The organism is uncultured Arcticibacterium sp., assembly GCF_964021845.1.
Classification (GTDB): Bacteria; Bacteroidota; Bacteroidia; order Cytophagales; family Spirosomataceae; genus Arcticibacterium.
Genome location: NZ_CAXHZC010000006.1, coordinates 58,117 through 76,525, shown reverse-complemented (window position 1 = coordinate 76,525; position 18,409 = coordinate 58,117). Strand labels below are relative to the sequence as shown.

The window sequence follows — 18,409 nt, the reverse complement described above, 5'->3', positions numbered from 1 at the left end:
TTTTTAGCTTAAAAATTTGTAGCTTTATCGGTAGCCTAAGTTATTGAAAAGATATTTTAGCCCTAAAACTATATGAAAAGAACCACTACTCTATTAGCAGTAATATTTTTCTGTCAAATTTTCTCTTTTGCCCAAAGTCCTGAAAGTGCTCCCCCATATTTCAGTATGAGTTTTTCTCCTAGCTCTGTAGGGCCGAGTTCAAGTTCGTTATTGACTTATACCATAGATAACAGTGAAGGTGCAGCCATTACCGATATCGCTTTTACGAATAACCTTCCAGCGGGAGTAACTATAGCCAGCCCTTCTGGTTTGATTTTTAATGAAGTTGACGGAACAGTTACAGCTCCTGATGGTGGTAATACTATTAGCTTTACTGGTGGTAAGTTGGGTGCAGGAAGCTCCTTGACCATTCAGTTGTATGTAACTTCTAGTACTGCTGGGACTCATATAAATACTACAGGAGATCTTACATCTAGTGCAGGAAATAGTGGCACAGCTAGCAATAATTTGGTCATAAATGGTAGCAATACGGGCCTTTCTAGTGCCTTTAGTGATGCATCAATTAATGTTGGACAAAAGTCGACTTTAACGTTTACTTTTGATAATACTCTAAATGGCAGTAATGCAGGGTCAGGTTTTTTCTCTACTAATTTACCTGATTATCTCGTTTGGGCAAACCCAGTAAATTTAACAAACACTTGTCCAAAACACCCACTGGTACCGGTGACGGCGAACCCTGGAGAGCGAGGGCTGTCATTTAGTTTTAACTCTGCAGTCGCCTACGTTCCTGCGGGATCGACCTGTGCTATTTCTTTGGATGTAGAAGCTCTGTCTATCGGAAGCGAGTTGCTGGTAAGTACTTTATCGGGCAACAATATGAATGGTATCGCCATTTCTAAGCTTCAGGTTATTCCAAACGCTTCCGGTGGAATCCTTTTTGATAAAGCATTTTCTTCAGAGGTCATAAGTCCAGGAGAAAACGCACAGTTAACATATACTATAAAAAACCTAGACAGGGCAAATGATTTAACAGCCTTGACTTTTACGGATGATTTAGGTAGTGTGATTCCTGGGCTAGTTGCTACTGGTCTACCTATTTCAAATTCTTGCGGTTCAGGCTCGACTATTAGTGGTACCAATGTGATAACTTTAACTGGAGGAAATATTCCGCCAGAAGGGACTTGTAGTTTTTCTGTTCCAGTTTCTTTTCCTTCAAATGCTCCTTCTGGTAATCATACAAGCGAATCATCTGTAATTACTGGAACTCGTGGCGGTAATCCGGTTACTGGTCCCACGGCGAAAAAAAGTTTCTATGTTTATGGCAAGCCAATACTTACCAAGGTGATTCTGAATAAACCAGTTGATATAAATGGAACTACCACTTTTAGATATACCATAGAAAATACAGACCTGACTAATACTTTATCAAATATTACCTTTGTTGATGACGCTAACGGACAGGTAGGTAATATGAGTTTTACTTTTCCACCTGCAGGCTTTTGTGGGGCGGGTTCTGGAATGAGTTTTTATTCACCAGTTTCTGAAATAGAAGGAGTTCAATTGACCGGTGGAGAGCTAGCTCCGGGAGCCTCATGTACTTTTGACTTAGGAGTTGATTTGCAGCCAGCTATTTTGGGGGGTGAATATTTAGGTATAATCTCTAACGCCAAAGGAGAGTTTAACTCTTATCAGGTTAATGCTGAAACTACAAATGATACCCTAAAAGTAAGCCCAGTTCCACATTTATCAAAAGCGTTTTCGAGTTCTGGTTTACCAGGAGATACCTTAACCATTGAGTATTTATTTACACTTGATGCTTTAGCTACTCAGACTTTTAGTGGTCTTTCATTTACAGACGATTTTTCAAGTATGACATCTGGTACAGGCAGTACTAGCTTATTAATTACTGAAATTCAAAGTGTATGTGGTGGTGCATCAGCTACTGGTATGAATACAAATATATTTTCTTTAAATGGAGCATCATTATCCCCCGGAGATACTTGCCGGATTTCGGTTAAAGTTAAAATTCCGGAGGATTCAGATATGGGGAGTTTTACAAGTGTGACTAGCCCTCCCACAGATGGAAGTTTTACTGGAACAGCGGCTACGGCAGACTTTGATGTAATTGGCCTGATAGTTAAAAAGGAGTATAGTCAACCTTCCTTTCCTGGGGATGTGATGCAAATGACGTACTCTTTTATTAATCCGCATCCAACTTATGATGTTAATCTGTTTACCCCAATGAAGGATGGCTTGGACAATGAATTGACAGGTTTATCATATTCAGGTGGTAATCTTTCTAATTTTTGTGGTTCGTCATCATCTTTGACAGGTACTAATCTTTTAAGTTTTAGCGGCATCGAAGTTTCTCCAGCCGACACTTGCAAGTTAACTCTAGAGGTTAATATTCCTGCCAATGCTGCTATCAACGAGTATCAAACTACCATTACTAAACCTACGTCCCTTTTTCAAAATTCTAATTCAAACTTTGCAAATGGAAATAGCTTCAAGGTTGAAAATTCAACTTTTAAAATTTCAAATGCTATAGCGTTTAGTAAAGCCTTTTTAAGCAATGCAGAGCCTGGAGATACGGTGTCCTTGGCTTTTACAATAAAGAACTTGCATCCATCAGAAACTTTGACAGGTATTTCCTTTACAGATAATTTGAGTGCTATGTATGCTGGGTTTACTAGTGTTGACTTGCCTCAAGCTGATATTTTAGGAACGGGCTCATCTTTAAGTACTGCATCTGGTGGGGATTCCATTATAGTTTTAAGCGGGGGTTCTCTTTTACCAAATCAGGAAATAACTTTTAACGTTAAGGTAAAAGTGCCGGAGGATATTTATTCAGGCGACTTTGATAATACCACAAGCCTTATATCTTTTGATTTAAACTCTAATAACTTAACTTATAAAGGAGCTGTGGCCAGTTTGACTATTAATAATAATAGAAGACCTACTTTTTCTAAAGCCTTTGCTCAAGACACTATTTTAACTGGTCAAACAACGAGACTAACGTTTACAATTGATAATTCACTTAATGGTGATCCTATAAATACTTTTAGTTTTTCTGATAATTTTCCGGAAGGTATGCTTATTGCAAGCACACCGAATATTGTAAACTCTTGTAATGTTGGCACTGTAACGGGCACAGCTGGTGCCTCTTCTTTTTCTGTTAGTGGTGGTTCTGTAGCTGCACTATCTAGCTGTACATTTTCTGTAGATGTTAAAGCTTCAAAGTCTAGTATTAATTTCAATACATCAGAAGATTTAATATCTAACGCCGGAACAAGTGGTAAGGCAAAGGACAGTATTTATGTAAAAATGCCTGAACCAAGCTTATTTACGGTAAGTACACTTTCTCATAATGCTATAAGTCTTAGTGCCAGCCCTAATGTAAATAATGGGGACTCCATTTTGGTTGCGTTTTCCGGTGATGGTGTTTTTGGAGTTCCAACTGGTTTTTTGAGTTCAGGTGCTTCTATTAGTGGAGGTGGTGAAGTGCTTTTTAAGGGTTTGGCGGCTAATTTACCAAACCATACAGGTTTAGATCAAGCAACAGTTTTCTTTTACAAAGTATGGTCTTTGGGTTATGACTTATATTCTGATATTGGTTTGACCGGCCATGATACTACTTGTATTGACACCGCTCAGCTCTTTACTATTGTGCCATCTGAATCAACAGTATGTGTAGGAAGTAATCTTAAATTAACCGCGGCACCAGTTCTAGAGAATGTATCTTATACTTGGCAGGTAAAACCACAGAATGGAACATTTTCTAACATTAGCCCATCTTCCTTATATTCTAAAGAAGACTCTTCAACTTTGTTAATTAGTTCAGTTTCGCTTGCGGAAAATAGTAACACTTACCGCTGTATTATTTCAAGTAAATGTGATACAGATACAACGAGTGAATATAATTTAGCGGTTTTTGGTAATCCCGTGATTACCTTAAACCCAAAGGACTCAAGTAATTGTGCAGGAAGCGATTTTAAGTTTTATGTGGCTGCAACAGGTCCTAATTTGACATATCAATGGCAAAAGAGAGTTGGAACTTCAGCATTTGTGGATGTAGCTTCTGCAGATGACGATACATTGACATTAAATGCAGTTCCTTTTTCTGAAGATAGTACATTCTATAGGTGTGTTATTACGGGGACTTGTGGTGTATCTATTTCTGATTCGGCTCTTTTAAGAGCCCCACTAATTCCTACTATTACTGCGGGCACAGCAGTAAACCCAAGTACTTGTTTAGGTGTAGACGGCAGTATACCTTTTACGAGCACCAATTTACCAGCAGGAACTTATTCTTTAAGCTTCACAGGAGCAGGCAGTCCAAAGAATGTAGCAGTTGCGAATGATACCTTTTCTTTAAGAGGATTAACGGCAGGGAACTATAGTGGTTTTTCAGTAACGCATTTAGCCTGTACAGGAAGTGATGCAAGTTCAAAAACATTAAGTGACCCGCCAACTCCAACTATTTTAGCAGGAACAGCAGTAAACCCAAGTACTTGTTTAGGGGTAGATGGCAGTATACCATTTACAAGCACTAATTTACCAGCTGGCATTTATTCTTTAAGCTTCACAGGAGCGGGCAGTCCAAAGAATGTGGAAGTTGCGAATGATACATTTTCTCTTCGAGGTTTAGCCGCAGGAACTTATAGTGGTTTTTCAGTAACGCATTTAGCCTGTACGGGAAGTGATGCAAGTTCAAAAACATTAAGTGACCCGCCAACTCCAACTATTTTAGCAGGAACAGCAGTAAACCCAAGTACTTGTTTAGGAACAGATGGCAGTATACCATTTACGTGCACTAATTTACCAGCTGGTACGTATTCATTAAGCTTCACGGGGGCAGGCAGTCCAAAGAATGTGGAAGTTGCGAATGATACTTTTTCTTTAAGAGGATTAACGGCAGGGACTTATAGTGGTTTTTCAGTAACGCATTTAGCCTGTACGGGAAGTGATGCAAGTTCAAAAACATTAAGTGACCCGCCAACTCCAACTATTTTAGCAGGAACAGCAGTAAACCCAAGTACTTGTTTAGGAACAGATGGCAGTATACCATTTACGTGCACTAATTTACCAGCTGGTACGTATTCATTAAGCTTCACGGGGGCAGGCAGTCCAAAGAATGTGGAAGTTGCGAATGATACTTTTTCTTTAAGAGGATTAACGGCAGGGACTTATAGTGGTTTTTCAGTAACGCATTTAGCCTGTACGGGAAGTGATGCAAGTTCAAAAACATTAAGTGACCCGCCTACTCCAACTATTACAGCCGGCACAGCAGTAAACCCAAGTACTTGTTTAGGTGTAGATGGCAGTATACCATTTACCAGCACTAATTTACCTGCAGGCACTTATTCTTTAAGCTTCACAGGAGCGGGGAGTCCAAAGAATGTAGCAGTTGCGAATGATACCTTTTCTTTAAGAGGATTAACGGCAGGGAACTATAGTGGTTTTTCAGTAACGCATTTAGCCTGTACAGGAAGTGATGCAAGTTCAAAAACATTAAGTGACCCGCTTACTCCAACTATTACAGCCGGCACAGCAGTAAACCCAAGTACTTGTTTAGGTGTAGATGGCAGTATACCATTTACCAGCACTAATTTACCTGCAGGCACTTATTCTTTAAGCTTCACAGGAGCGGGGAGTCCAAAGAATGTATCAGTTGCGAATGATACCTTTTCTTTAAGAGGATTAGCGGCAGGAACTTATAGTAGTTTTTCAGTAACGCATTTAGCCTGTACGGGAAGTGATGCAAGTTCAAAAACATTAAGCGACCCGCCAACTCCAACTATTACAGCCGGCACAGCAGTAAACCCAAGTACTTGTTTAGGTGTAGATGGCAGTATACCATTTACCAGCACTAATTTACCTGCAGGCACTTATTCTTTAAGCTTCACAGGAGCAGGCAGTCCAAAGAATGTGGAAGTTGCGAATGATACCTTTTCTTTAAGAGGATTAACGGCAGGAAGTTATAGTGGTTTTTCAGTAACGCATTTAGCCTGTACAGGAAGTGATGCAAGTTCAAAAACATTAAGCGACCCGCCAACTCCAACTATTACAGCCGGCACAGCAGTAAACCCAAGTACTTGTTTAGGTGTAGATGGCAGTATACCATTTACAAGCACTAATTTACCTGCAGGCACTTATTCTTTAAGCTTCACAGGAGTGGGGAGTCCAAAGAATGTATCAGTTGCGAATGATACCTTTTCTTTAAGAGAATTAGCGGCAGGAACTTATAGTGGTTTTTCAGTAACGCATTTAGCCTGTACGGGAAGTGATGCAAGTTCAAAAACATTAAGCGACCCGCCAACTCCAACTATTACAGCCGGCACAGCAGTAAACCCAAGTACTTGTTTAGGTGTAGATGGCAGTATACCATTTACAAGCACTAATTTACCTGCAGGCACTTATTCTTTAAGCTTCACAGGAGCAGGGAGTCCAAAGAATGTATCAGTTGCGAATGATACCTTTTCTTTAAGAGGATTAACGGCAGGAAGTTATAGTGGTTTTTCAGTAACGCATTTAGCCTGTACAGGAAGTGATGCAAGTTCAAAAACATTAAGTGACCCAACATATTCGGTATCGGCTTCTAATTTAGGACCTTATGAAGAAGGAGGTGTTGTTGAATTATTTGCCTCAAATGGCGTTTCCTTTGATTGGTCTGGTCCCAACGGATTTACAAGTTCTTTGCAAAGTCCAAGTATTTCGAATGTAACTATTTCTGATGCTGGAATATATTCTGTAACTGTTTTAGGAGAAAACAATTGCTCTGTAGAAGTTACGACTCAGGTGGATGTTGCTTGTTCTACCCCAAGTATGTCTTATTATTTAGCTTATGCTGGTTCTAACCCAGAATTAATTTCTCCTCTTATCGATGGCATGGAAGTTCAGCAGTCAACAAGGCGAATGACCGTTATAGCCTACTCTACTTGTACTGTACCCAAAATTGAATCAGTCAAATTACAATTATCAGGGACAAGTAATTTACAGTATTATATTGACAATGAGATGCCGTTTAATCTGCATGAGTTAGGGAATGTTTCTAATGGAGATATTTTGCCGAATAATGGATACACTTTCATTGGTAGAGGGTACTCTGAAGACAATGCTGAAGGACAACTTTTAGTTGGCGACGACGTCCTTCAATTTGACATTGTTCCTCCAATACCGAGCACAGGTACTCCAAGGGCAGTTGCGGAGCCAACTTCTTCTAACACCGATATTTGTATAGGGAATAGTTTTAATGTAAGCACTTCCTCTACGGGTTCGTTTATAGTTGGGAACTTATATCAAGTATATCTCTCTAATGCTGATGGACTTTTCTCGTCTCGAACCTTAATAGGTAGTTCTACAAACCCAAGTCAGATAACCTGTACTATACCTAACTTTATTAAAGGAGGGACTAAATATAAGATAATGGTGGTAACCACAGCTCCAATAGTTTCTTCTGCGATTTCAGCAGGAACCTTGAGCATTATTGGTGCGGATTTAGTCTTGTCTTCGCCAATGGATGACGTGGCCGCTGGAGTAAAAACTTATAAGGCCATAAATAATATTAAGGCTGGAAATAAAATAGAAGCAGGCGGAAATGCAACACTAAACTCAAGTAGAAAAATAGAATTGGAACCAGGTTTTAAAGCCGACGCTGGTTCCGTATTTAAGGCAGAACTTAAATCATTATGTCCAAATTAAATAACGATTAATTCTATGTTTCCTTTAAGTTCTTTATCACTTTTTTTATCCCAAAGTTTAAACAGAAAACGATATGTTTCACCTTTGACCATTGGCTTGCCAACTCGAATGTTAAACTTTAGTTTTTCTGCATCAGCTGGGCGAACACCTGTAAGATCATATTTTTTAAAATAATCTTCAATATAATAAATGACCTTTTCATCTTTATCAATTAATGTATTTTCACCGCCGATGAAAACTTGGCCAGTATCTCCTTTTTTGAAGTCATCAATGCCTAATATTTCAATGGTGAGCTCGCTACCGAAGTTAATGTTTTTGTTTAACTTCATGGTTTGGTTCTCATACGCATTGATAGTTGTTGGTTTTAAGCCTGAGGTTTTTACAAAAAGACCAATTTGTTCATTTGTAATATCCGAATTACAAGAAATTAAAATTAGGGCAATGGAGCTTAGGCTCAATAGTTTTGAAAACATATTTAGACGTTCAATAATTAATAATTTAAACACTTTTAACATAAATCAATAAAGACATGAAAACAAGAATAAGAATTCTCTTCTCATTGCTCTTTGCGAGCTTCTTTATGCAGGCTCAAATTAGCGAAAAAAGAGATGATGTTGAACTCAAACAGATAAATAGTATGGTAACCGAAGCAAAGTCGGTTACAGATCAGGTCATAAATGATGACTTAATTGTTACTAGTAGTGCCTGCGTAGGTTTTGACTGTGTAAACGGTGAAAGCTTTGGTTTTGATACCATAAGATTGAAAGAAAATAATTTGAGAATTAAGGCACAGGATACAAGTAGTTCTGCAAGTTTCCCTTCCAATGATTGGCAGATTACTTTTAACGATACTAGTAATGGTGGTCAGAATAAATTCTCCATTGATGATATAGATGGTGGAAGAACTCCATTTACTATAGAGGCTAGTGCACCTTCACATTCTTTATATGTTGATGATGGGGGTAGAATAGGTTTGGGTACTAGTACTCCGGTCGCTGAGATTCATTCAAAAGATGGTGATACACCTACTTTGAGATTGGAGCAAGATGGTTCATCTGGCTTTACGCCCCAAACATGGGATATTGCTAGTAACGAAACTAACTTTTTTATTCGTGATGCGACTAATGGAAGTAAATTGCCTTTTAGGATTATGTCTGGTGGTGCTCCTACTAATAGTTTAGTAATTGCCTCTGATGGAGATATTGGTTTGGGGATTCAAAGTCCAGGTGGCCTGTTAGATGTTAACAAAAGGTTAGTAGTCAAATCAGATACAAGCGTAGGTATAGCAACATCCACACCTACGGCCAGGTTAGAAATAAAAGGAAATACGGCGGGTGGAACAAACTTAAGAGCAAGTGGGAACAAAGCTCAACTAATAGTAGATTATAACGAGTTAGGATATAATTACTATGATGCAGCTTTTCATAATTTTAGAAGTTTTTCAGGCACACCTTTCTTAAGCATTAACTCTTCAGGTAATGTAGGAATAGGTATTCCAAATGCTTCAAACAAGTTACAAGTAATTGGCAATACCAGGATAGAAGGTAATCTTGTGGTAACAGGAACAGTTACAGCTACAGTAGGTGGGGTAAACTCTGTTGGGGACGGCTCAGGAAAAGTTCTAGGTTCTGAAGAAACTCCATTCCCACAGCTTTATGTTAATGGAAATAGCAATTTTGATGATGTTAGTTACTTCAGTAAAGATATCTACGTAAAGGGTTCAGTAATGCCAGGTTCTATTTATGGGCCGTCTGATGCTAGAATTAAGAATGATATTAGCCCACTTTCTGATGCCACTTCAGTTGTAATGAATCTTTATCCAAAGACTTTCTTTTACAAGAAAGAGTTTACGGAGGAGCTGGGTTTGCCAGAGACTAAGCAGTTTGGACTTATAGCTCAGGAAGTAGAAAAATCTCTTCCAGAACTTGTTAAGGAATTTGAAACTAAATCAGGTAAAAGTTTTAAGAGTGTTAATTACAATGCCTTAATACCAGTATTGGTTCAAGCCTTAAAAGAGCAAAAAGTAAGAATAGATGAATTAGAAAATGAAGTATCTAATTACGCCTCTTTGGACAATAGATTGAGAGCAATGGAAGCTCAGTTGAACGCAAAAAACAAAAACGCAAAAAGATAATATCATGAAATATATATTTACACTAGTATTTTGTTTGGTGGGCATGGTTTCTTTTGCTCAGCAAGCTACAGAAGACGAAAACGGACGCCCAATTGGAGCAAAGCCAGCAGTGGTGGTATCCTCTGAAGACTCAGACATTTATCTAAGACAGAGTAAAGAGAAGAGCTCTTCGGCTACTGTCTTAATAGAGTACTCTTTGCCTTTTGGTAAGTCAGGTGGTAAACTGGTTCTGTTTCACCCTAAAAAGGATGAAGAATTAAAGACTATAGCAATTAGCGGTAATCACGGAAGCGTAACAGTGGATATAAAAGAAATAGGTTTTTCAGGCTTTAATGCTGGCTTATATTTAACTGATAATACTTTTATAAAAAGCCAGTCTTTCTACTCGGCAGACTGATAAACTTTTACTTTTTGATTTTGAAGGGCAGCCAATATTAGGTTGCCCTTTTTTAATTTTATAGAGCTTAGTTGCTTTACTGCACCATTTAGCCAAATGCCAGATTCTGAATTCGGGAGATATGTAAAGCCAGATTTATCATTTATTAATAAGCAGCTTTTAGAGCCTTCCGTATAACCAGCATTTATTGGTTCTGAATCTTGGTCATTTCCGGCTAACAAAATATCCTTTTTGCCGTCATTGTTAACATCTTCTATCAAAGTAGAATTGATAGAAAATAATTGAGCTTCTTTTGGGAGCTCTTCTAACTCAAATGACTTTCCGGCTTTATTCCAAAGTATTACGCTTTTCATGTAATTTGCTGTCAAAAGGGAAGAGGATTTACTTAAAGCAGGTTCTAGGTCAAAAACAGCGTATGAATTATAGTCTGGGAATAGCGAACGGAGGTACGGGTACTGTCTGATAATTTCATCCCGGGCAGGAATTAAATGGCGTTTTTCTCCCTCAAAATAGGTGTGCACTTTTTCATTTTTACTTAGCGATAAATTATATAACTCAATTGGACGCTTCTCGTCAAATTTATAGCGGTAGTTTTCACCACAATTTCCTAAAATTAAATCGTCAAAGCCATCATTATCTAAGTCGGCAATTGAGACACTTTTCCAAAACCCTTTTTTATTGCTTATTTCCATTGGAGTGAAAGCACCTTTCTCATTCACTAGTACAGTTGGCCTCATATATTCGCCAATCAAGACTATATCTTCCCAGCCATCTTTATTAAAGTCAGTCACTCTTGCATCGGAAACTAAACCTAAGTTACCTAGTGAAATTTGTTTTATGCCGTTTTTGTCAATTTTATGGACATAACTATCACTTACATTAGGAAAGTCACCTGGCTGTACTGAACCAGCCCTAAAGATGTCTTTTATGCCATCTTTGTCTATGTCAATTAGGCATGCTACGCTACCTGGTTGATTATTTTTAGGTAATAGATGGCTAACCTCTGTAAACTCTCCTAAGCCATTATTTTGATAAAGGTGGTCTTGATATTGACCTGAATAAATCGGAAATTCATTGCTTCCGCTTAGCGTATAAATGTCTGTAAATCCGTCTTGGTTAAAATCTAAGAAAAGAGCGTCGGCATCTTCCCAATTTTGATTTTTCACTAGTTCTTTTTTATCAAATCTATTGTTGGCTTTTTGAAAGTAAATAAGTGAAGGCTGCTCGGTGTTTCCACCAAAGAAAACATCTTCCAAACCATCATTATTTAAGTCGCCTGTAATCATTACAGGACCTGGCTGCGAGTATTTTTTTAAGAGGAGATTTTCTCTATAAAAATCAATATATCTACTCTCCGTATGTTTATAGTCAAAGTCTATTTCAGTAAATAATGGTCTTGAACTGGCTGCTGTTTTAGCTCCTTTGATAGCATTGCTTTGCTCTACTTTTATAGTTTGATTGGCATCAATATCCTTAAAGGTTTGCGACAAACCATTTGGCCATACCACTTTTAAGGAGTCAACCTTTTCAGATTGACCTAAACCAATTACCGTAGGGGCATGCATTGCCGAGAGGTATCCTCTGCTTATGGAGTTTGCATAAGTTTGACATATTCCATTTTGATAAACCTCTATTTTGACACCTTGGGCATTATGGTATGGGTTTAATTCTACTTTTAGATACTTGTTTTCGGTATCATTTCTAAATAAATGAGCCGCCTCATTTATATTATTAACCACATAATCTAAATCTCCATCATTATCCAAATCCGCAAAAATTGCACCGTTTGAAAAGGTTTCATTTTCTGATAGCCATCCTTCGGTTTGATTGGAATACTTAAAACCTCCCTCATTTTTAAAGAATTGATTTTTTCTTTGAAGCTTAGGCGAGTTAAGGGCATTGGAATTCATAAAATCCCTCATCTCTTCAGTAGATTCAGTTTTTTGAGCGAAGCTCATGTTATAGGCTATATTATCAGAATTGGTTACATCACGTAAATAGCCATTGGAAATGAAAAGGTCTTTTTCTCCATCATTATCAAAGTCAAGAATTAGCGGAGCCCATGACCAGTCCGTAGCGTGAATGCCACTATATTGACCTATTTCATTAAAATATGTTTCTCCTTCGGTATCATTTCCCGCATTCTGAAAAAGCATGTTTCTGGTAAATTCATTTTGAAAACCTAAGGTCTGCTCTGTTTCAAAAACATGATAGGAAGTCATCAACATTTTCTTTTGCTGCTCGTTGTCGGGAGGTAGCATATCTACGGTTACCATCTCAGGCAAGCCATCATTGTTAATGTCGGCAATGTCATTTCCCATAGAAAAGCGACTCTGATAAGGCATATAGTCAGACGCTCTATTTGAAAAAGTGCCGTCTTGGTTATTGATATAAAGAGCGTCGTTTGGCAAGAAATCACTGGACGCTAGTATGTCTTCCCAGCCATCTCCATTAATGTCGGCAATAGCTAAACCAAGACCATGCGTGTTTCCCGTTATTCCGTTTTGCTGCCCAACTTCCTTAAAGTGACCTGTTCCATCGTTTTCATAAAGTTTGTCAAGTGCATATTGGCCATACGAATCTTTTTTATGAAGAAGATTTGGGTTTCGGATTTTATTGGAAGTGGTTAAGATATAAAGGTCTAAATCCCCGTCTTTGTCAAAATCAAAAAAAGCAGATTGCGTTGATAGCGAACTGTCTGCTATTCCTCTTTCTTGAGCCTCTTCTTTGAAGGTTAAATTTCCTTGATTGACAAAGAGTAAATTTTCTAATTTATCGCTTGATTCATTCCCTGCCTTGCATACGTATATATCTAAGAAGCCGTCATTATTTATATCGCTAACGGTTACGCCTGTTGACCAGCCTTTTTGAATAATGCCAGCTTTTTCTGTGATATCTTCAAACTCGAAATTTCCTTTGTTTAAATAGAGTTTATCGTTGACTTGGTTACCCGTAAAGTAAAGGTCAATTAATCCATCATTGTTTACATCAAAAGCCGCTATTCCGCCACCATTATAGAGGTTATGATAGTCGTAAACGTTATACTTTTCATTCTCAATAATATTATTTGAAAAGTGAATGTTACTCTGTTCGGCAGGAACTTGCACAAAGAGTTCGCTCTGCTCCTCTGAACAGGAGCAAAGAATAAATGAAGCAAAAAGGATAAGGAGTTTTTTCAAGGCTAGGTATTGGTATTCCCAAAGCTAAGAAATCCGCTTGTAAATTTCCATGCAAGCTCGTGCATTGTGATAGGGTGCTTTCCATGGATTTCCTTTGCTGGAGTTAGTGATTTCATGTTTTGCGTTAACACCTCCATACCATTCGCCGTTTTCATGGTCAATCAAATGCTCATTTATAAATGTCCAGCAATTCTCTGATTTCTCCAGATAATGGGATTTCCCGCTCATTTGATAGGCATTATAAAAACCTACCATAGCTTCAGCCATTACCCACCAGTCTCGTGAAAAATTTCCATGCCCCGTTTCAGGGTCAAATTCATATATCATTCCCTTATCTGCCTGAATGCCCTCGGCAGAATCTCGTGCTATAGGAAGACATACTTTTTTACATCTTTCTATAAGATCCTCGTCGCCCAATATTTCAGCAGCTTCTAAAACTAGCCAGCTAGCTTCTATGTCGTGCCCGTAAGAAATAACTTTCGTTTGTGGCGTCCAGTCTTCTGAGAAAAACAAGGTCATTCTGGTATTTCCTTCGCCTATGATTCTATCTAGCATTATCTCTAAACAGTGCTTAAGGTGAAAGTGTACTTTTTCTGATTTGTCAATTCGGTAAAGGTTTGCAAAGCACTCTAATAAATGAAGGTGGGTATTCATCGATTTTCTAGAAATACCTTTAGAAAGAATATAGTCGTCAGTTTCTGACCAATCTTCATTATAAGCTTCTATATAACCACCTTCTTTACCATCATAAGAATGATTAATGATGGTATTAAAGCACTTTTGAGCCATTTCTAAAGCGGGTTTATAGCCTGTAGCTCTGTAATATTCGCTCATGCCATAAACATAGAAGCTGTGCCCGTACATGAGTTTTTTGCCGTTTTCTTTTTCTCCTTTGGCGTTCACTGCCCAATAAACTCCTTGATGCTTTTCATCCCAAAAATTATTTTTGAGGCTATCATAAGCTCTTTTGCAAAGCACTTCATAATCTTTAATGAGGTGCTGATGTTGAATAAACTCTGGTGTATTCTTGATGAAATTAATACCTGCACTGAAGCTCCAAAGAATCCGAGCCGTAGCTACTACAGATTTATAGGTTTCTTTTGGCTCGTTATTACCATCAATGGTGCCATAGAAACCACCATTTTTATTATCGACGGAGTGAGTAGCCCAGAAATCAAGAATGGAAAAGAATTCCTCTTTGACTTCTGTTTTGAAAGTGTTTTTAGAGATTGACATTTTATATTGGGTTGAATTATTAGCAATTTAAAGAAAATTAGGAGGCAAATCTTATATGCAAAACTTAATTGAACATGGATTTAGAGATAAGTCTTAGATTCGGCTAAGAAAAGATTACCTTCATAAAAAGAATCACCAATATATAATGGATTTAAAATTAGCAGTGCTTATAGATGGAGACAACATTCCATCGGCCTATATTAAAGAAATGATGGAAGAAATAGCCAAATATGGCAACCCAACCATCAAGAGAATTTATGGTGATTGGACTAAACCCCATTTGTCGAAATGGAAAAACTTGCTTTTAGAAAATGCCATTACGCCTATCCAACAGTACGGCTACACCACCGGGAAAAACGCCACAGATTCTGCCATGATTATTGACGCCATGGACATTTTATATTCTGAAAAGGTCAATGGCTTTTGTTTGGTGTCAAGTGATAGTGATTTTACAAGACTAGCCACCAGGCTCAGAGAAGCCGGAATGCAGGTGTATGGAATAGGGGAGAAAAAGACGCCAAATCCGTTTATAGTAGCTTGTGATAAGTTTATCTACCTTGAAATTCTTAAGAAAGAGGCAGAAGAAGATTCTCCAGATTCACCAGAAAAGAAAACTGTCAAGAAAAATGAGGTTGACAAGATTACCCCTAAAGTCATAAGTTTGATAGCCGCCACCATATCAGATTTAGCTGATGATGATGGCTGGGCTTTCTTAGGAGATGTTGGAAGTTTGCTTCAGAAAAAGATGCCAAACTTTGACTCTAGAAACTTCGGTTTTCAAAAGCTCACACCAATGATAAAATCTATCAAAGGGTTCGAGGTAGAAAACAGAGATACCCAAAAAGGACGATTTAAACTTATTTATGTTAGAATGAAGGGTTAAGGCTTAAAAACAGTCTTGCCTATCATTACATTTTCAATTGCTGTTCTTTCCATAAGTTCGGCTCGTTTGCCACCTTTTACAAAAAGCTGTGCTTGGTCATCATAATGTTTGCTCATGAAGTAGCCACTTTGACCGGTAGGTAAAACGCTATAGCCTTTTTCTGGGGTACTAAAATCTATAATTCTTCTTAGTGCTGGTCCAGCAGTTACTTTATATAGGCCAGTGCTATCCATACCGAAAGCCATATTATTAATAGTTTCCCTACCACCAGGAGCAGGAAAAGGGCCTACATTAAAATATTGTCTCAGTGCTTCTACTTTTCCCATGGCATGAGGATGTTCTATAGAATGGACTTTCTCCCATTTCCATTCCTCTGGGTTTTCGCCTAATTGATTTTCTAGAAAGACAACCGTTTTATTCAAAGCTTTGCTGATTAACGCACCTCGTGATTCTTTTTCTGGTGTGTTTATGTTATCCCACCAAGGTGAATTCTCGTTTTCAAAGAAGGTTTTCATGCTCTTTTTAAATACATGACTGCGTTCAAAAGAAGGGTAGAAACGCTCGCCTAGCTCGTCTCGCATAGCCACTTGGTATAGTTCAAAAACCCAGCGATAAAAAATAGTAGGTTCAGTGTTTTCAAGAGCGTGTTTTCCATCCCAATTGCCTAGCATAATAAGAAGTTTTTTGGCTTTAGGGTTTAAGAGAGTATGGTCAAGGCTTTTTATTAAAGAATCAATAATTTCAGAATATGTAGGGGAGGTGATATCATTTATCACATCTCGCATAGACTCCTCTGTCCAATCCGTTTTGTCGGTATCTAAAAGTTCTTCAATCCTTTTAGCACGATTTGACGGAACATAATAGCCAGGTACCAGGCCATTGCCCATGTCATCTGGCTGATTATTTGCGGTATAAAGAAAGCCACGCTCTGGGTTTAAGATTTGAGGATTTAGGTCAAAACTAGCGTAGCCTTGCCAATCGTCATTTCCAGAGCTACCATCTAAAATATAGTAAGGATTTACGTGAGTGGGTCTAATTGGTAACTTTCCTGCAGCCCACCAAGCTATATTTCCGCTAGTATCTGCCCACATAAAATTTAGCCCAGGAGCAGTGAGTGGTTCCACGGCTGCTCTGGCGTCGGTAGCATCTTTTGCCTTGCAAAGGTTATAGAAAACCTCCATGTGCTTAGAAGGGAATTTGTGATAAACCCATTGTAGAGCAATAGGTTCTGCGGTGTCATCTAAATCTTTAAAAGCCCCGTTTAGGATATAGCCATGTGGCGATTCTTTGACATAGATAGTAGTATCTGTGCCGCCTTTGATGTTTATTTTTTCCTCTCTGGTCTCTAAATCAACCCAAGAGTCTTTGTAACGTACCTGATTTTCGTTTTCTGGATTCAGGCTTTCGGCATAAAAGTCGGCTTCATCGTTTTCAAACATGGTTAAACCCCATCCGCCTGCATAAGTATGACCTAAGGCGGGTACTGGCGTTCCTGCTATGAAATTACCATATACCTTGAAAGTGGGGCACTCTAAATGTGCTTCATACCATACACTTGGCTGAGAGAAAGCCATGTGGGTGTCGTTTGATAAAATGGGTTTACCTGACTTGGTTTTGCTACCGGAAATCACCCAGCCATTTGAACCATGAAATGGTTTGAAATCTAATTTTGAGTCAATTTTAGAGAGCTTTTGCTCTATCAGAGCTAAGTTTTTTGCAACAGCAATTACGTTTTTATCGACAGGTATTTTGTAGTCTTGGTCTGGCCAGCTTTGGTCAAAGTCTTTTGTGTATTCCTCACCATATTTTCCATTTATATAAGTCATGACCGCCTCTGTTTGAAAGGCAGCTTCAAAAGTGTAGCCTAAAAAGCCTACTATCTTTTCCATGTCTTCTAAAGTGAAGTCCTCTTTCGGAATGCCCGATAATGTAAACTCTATAGGTGTTTTACCTTCGTGAATGTACTGATTTATCCCTTTGACATAAGCTCTGGCGGCCTTCATGAAGGGAGCGTTCGGGTCTCTTTCTTCTAAAGCCCACTTGGCATGCTTTTCAAAACTTAGCGTTCTAAAGAATACATCGGTTTCTAAGGCTTCTGGGCCAAATACTTCAGCCAGCCTTCCTGAAGAAACTCTTTTAAGTAGTTCCATTTGGAATAGCCTATCTTGGGCATGTACATAGCCAAAAGTATAAAAAAGGTCTTCTTCGTTTTCGGCGTAGATATGCGGTACGGCGTAATCATCATAAAGTACCTCGACCTCAGCATTGAGTTCGGGTAAGTTTAGGGTGCCGGCATAAGAAGGTTTGAGATGATTTAGATAGAAATAAGATGCCGCAAGGGCAAGGAGCACTATGAGGCATAGTCCTAAAAGAATTTTTTTCATTGATGAGGGTCTTATAATTTGACCCAATTTAACCAATTAAGGTTAAAAGAGAGGTATCAATAGGTTGTTCCTCTTCCGTGGCCTCTCCTTTTCTTATGTTTTCCTTTGACAGGTTTTTTGGGTTGCCCATCAAAACTTACAACACTTCCCTTTTTTTTGATGTTGGCTTTCCAATTATAGGCTTTCTTAACCTCTTCTTCTTTGGGCTTTGACTCTGAAACTTTTAGTTTCCTATCCATTATTTCAAATCCATTAAGGCGATAGATGGCAGTTCCAGCTTCTGCTTTGTTTGGCATTTTGACAAAACCGAAGCCTTTATTTTGTCTAGTTTTGTGATTCAGAATTATTTGGACAGACTCTACCTTGCCATGTTTTTCAAACAATGCTTTTAGTTCGTCTTCGGTTAATTTGAAAGGTAGATTACTTACGTGTATGTCCATATATTATTTTCTTTGACACAAAGGTATCTCTTTCTGTCCAATTCTTTTCCGAATA

At 38.3% G+C, this 18,409-nt stretch carries 9 protein-coding genes; 4 read left to right on the top strand and 5 right to left on the bottom strand.

Annotated features, from left to right (window positions below; genetic code table 11):
* Positions 1–72 precede the first annotated feature (72 nt).
* The gene (locus AADJ06_RS16420) at positions 73–7,701 is read left to right on the top strand and encodes a 3-coathanger stack domain-containing protein (protein WP_341227571.1); all 7,629 of its coding nucleotides are present in this window, start codon (positions 73–75) and stop codon (positions 7,699–7,701) included.
* Here AADJ06_RS16420 and AADJ06_RS16415 read toward each other — a convergent pair.
* On the bottom strand, positions 7,698–8,174 hold the full coding sequence (locus tag AADJ06_RS16415; protein ID WP_341227570.1) for a hypothetical protein: 477 nt from the start codon (positions 8,172–8,174) through the stop codon (positions 7,698–7,700). The genes AADJ06_RS16420 and AADJ06_RS16415 overlap by 4 nt on opposite strands.
* Before the next feature lie 56 nt (positions 8,175–8,230).
* On the opposite strand from AADJ06_RS16415, the gene AADJ06_RS16410 reads away from it, so the two are divergent.
* Together AADJ06_RS16410 and AADJ06_RS16405 are read left to right on the top strand one after the other, a co-directional pair.
* On the top strand, positions 8,231–9,835 hold the full coding sequence (locus AADJ06_RS16410) for a tail fiber domain-containing protein (protein WP_341227569.1): 1,605 nt from the start codon (positions 8,231–8,233) through the stop codon (positions 9,833–9,835).
* A 4-nt stretch (positions 9,836–9,839) separates the two neighbouring features.
* Positions 9,840–10,232 (top strand): hypothetical protein, encoded by a 393-nt coding sequence (locus AADJ06_RS16405; protein ID WP_341227568.1) that lies wholly within the window; start codon positions 9,840–9,842, stop codon positions 10,230–10,232.
* On the opposite strand, the gene AADJ06_RS16400 is transcribed toward AADJ06_RS16405, so the two are convergent.
* Positions 10,217–13,411, bottom strand: a complete 3,195-nt coding sequence (locus tag AADJ06_RS16400) for a VCBS repeat-containing protein (RefSeq protein WP_341227567.1) — start codon at positions 13,409–13,411, stop codon at positions 10,217–10,219. The genes AADJ06_RS16405 and AADJ06_RS16400 overlap by 16 nt on opposite strands.
* Positions 13,412–13,435: 24 nt before the next feature.
* Positions 13,436–14,647, bottom strand: a complete 1,212-nt coding sequence (locus tag AADJ06_RS16395; RefSeq protein ID WP_341227566.1) for an AGE family epimerase/isomerase — start codon at positions 14,645–14,647, stop codon at positions 13,436–13,438.
* A 145-nt stretch (positions 14,648–14,792) separates the two neighbouring features.
* Here AADJ06_RS16395 and AADJ06_RS16390 point away from each other — a divergent pair, with 145 nt between their 5' ends.
* Positions 14,793–15,530, top strand: a complete 738-nt coding sequence (locus AADJ06_RS16390) for an NYN domain-containing protein (RefSeq protein WP_341227565.1) — start codon at positions 14,793–14,795, stop codon at positions 15,528–15,530.
* Here AADJ06_RS16390 and AADJ06_RS16385 read toward each other — a convergent pair.
* Together AADJ06_RS16385 and AADJ06_RS16380 are read right to left on the bottom strand one after the other, a co-directional pair.
* Entirely contained in the window at positions 15,527–17,914 is a 2,388-nt protein-coding gene (locus AADJ06_RS16385; RefSeq protein WP_341227564.1) for a penicillin acylase family protein, read from the bottom strand. The two genes, AADJ06_RS16390 and AADJ06_RS16385, sit on opposite strands and share 4 nt — an antisense overlap.
* A 56-nt stretch (positions 17,915–17,970) precedes the next feature.
* Entirely contained in the window at positions 17,971–18,354 is a 384-nt protein-coding gene (locus AADJ06_RS16380; protein ID WP_341227563.1) for an RNA-binding protein, read from the bottom strand.
* Positions 18,355–18,409 lie beyond the last annotated feature (55 nt).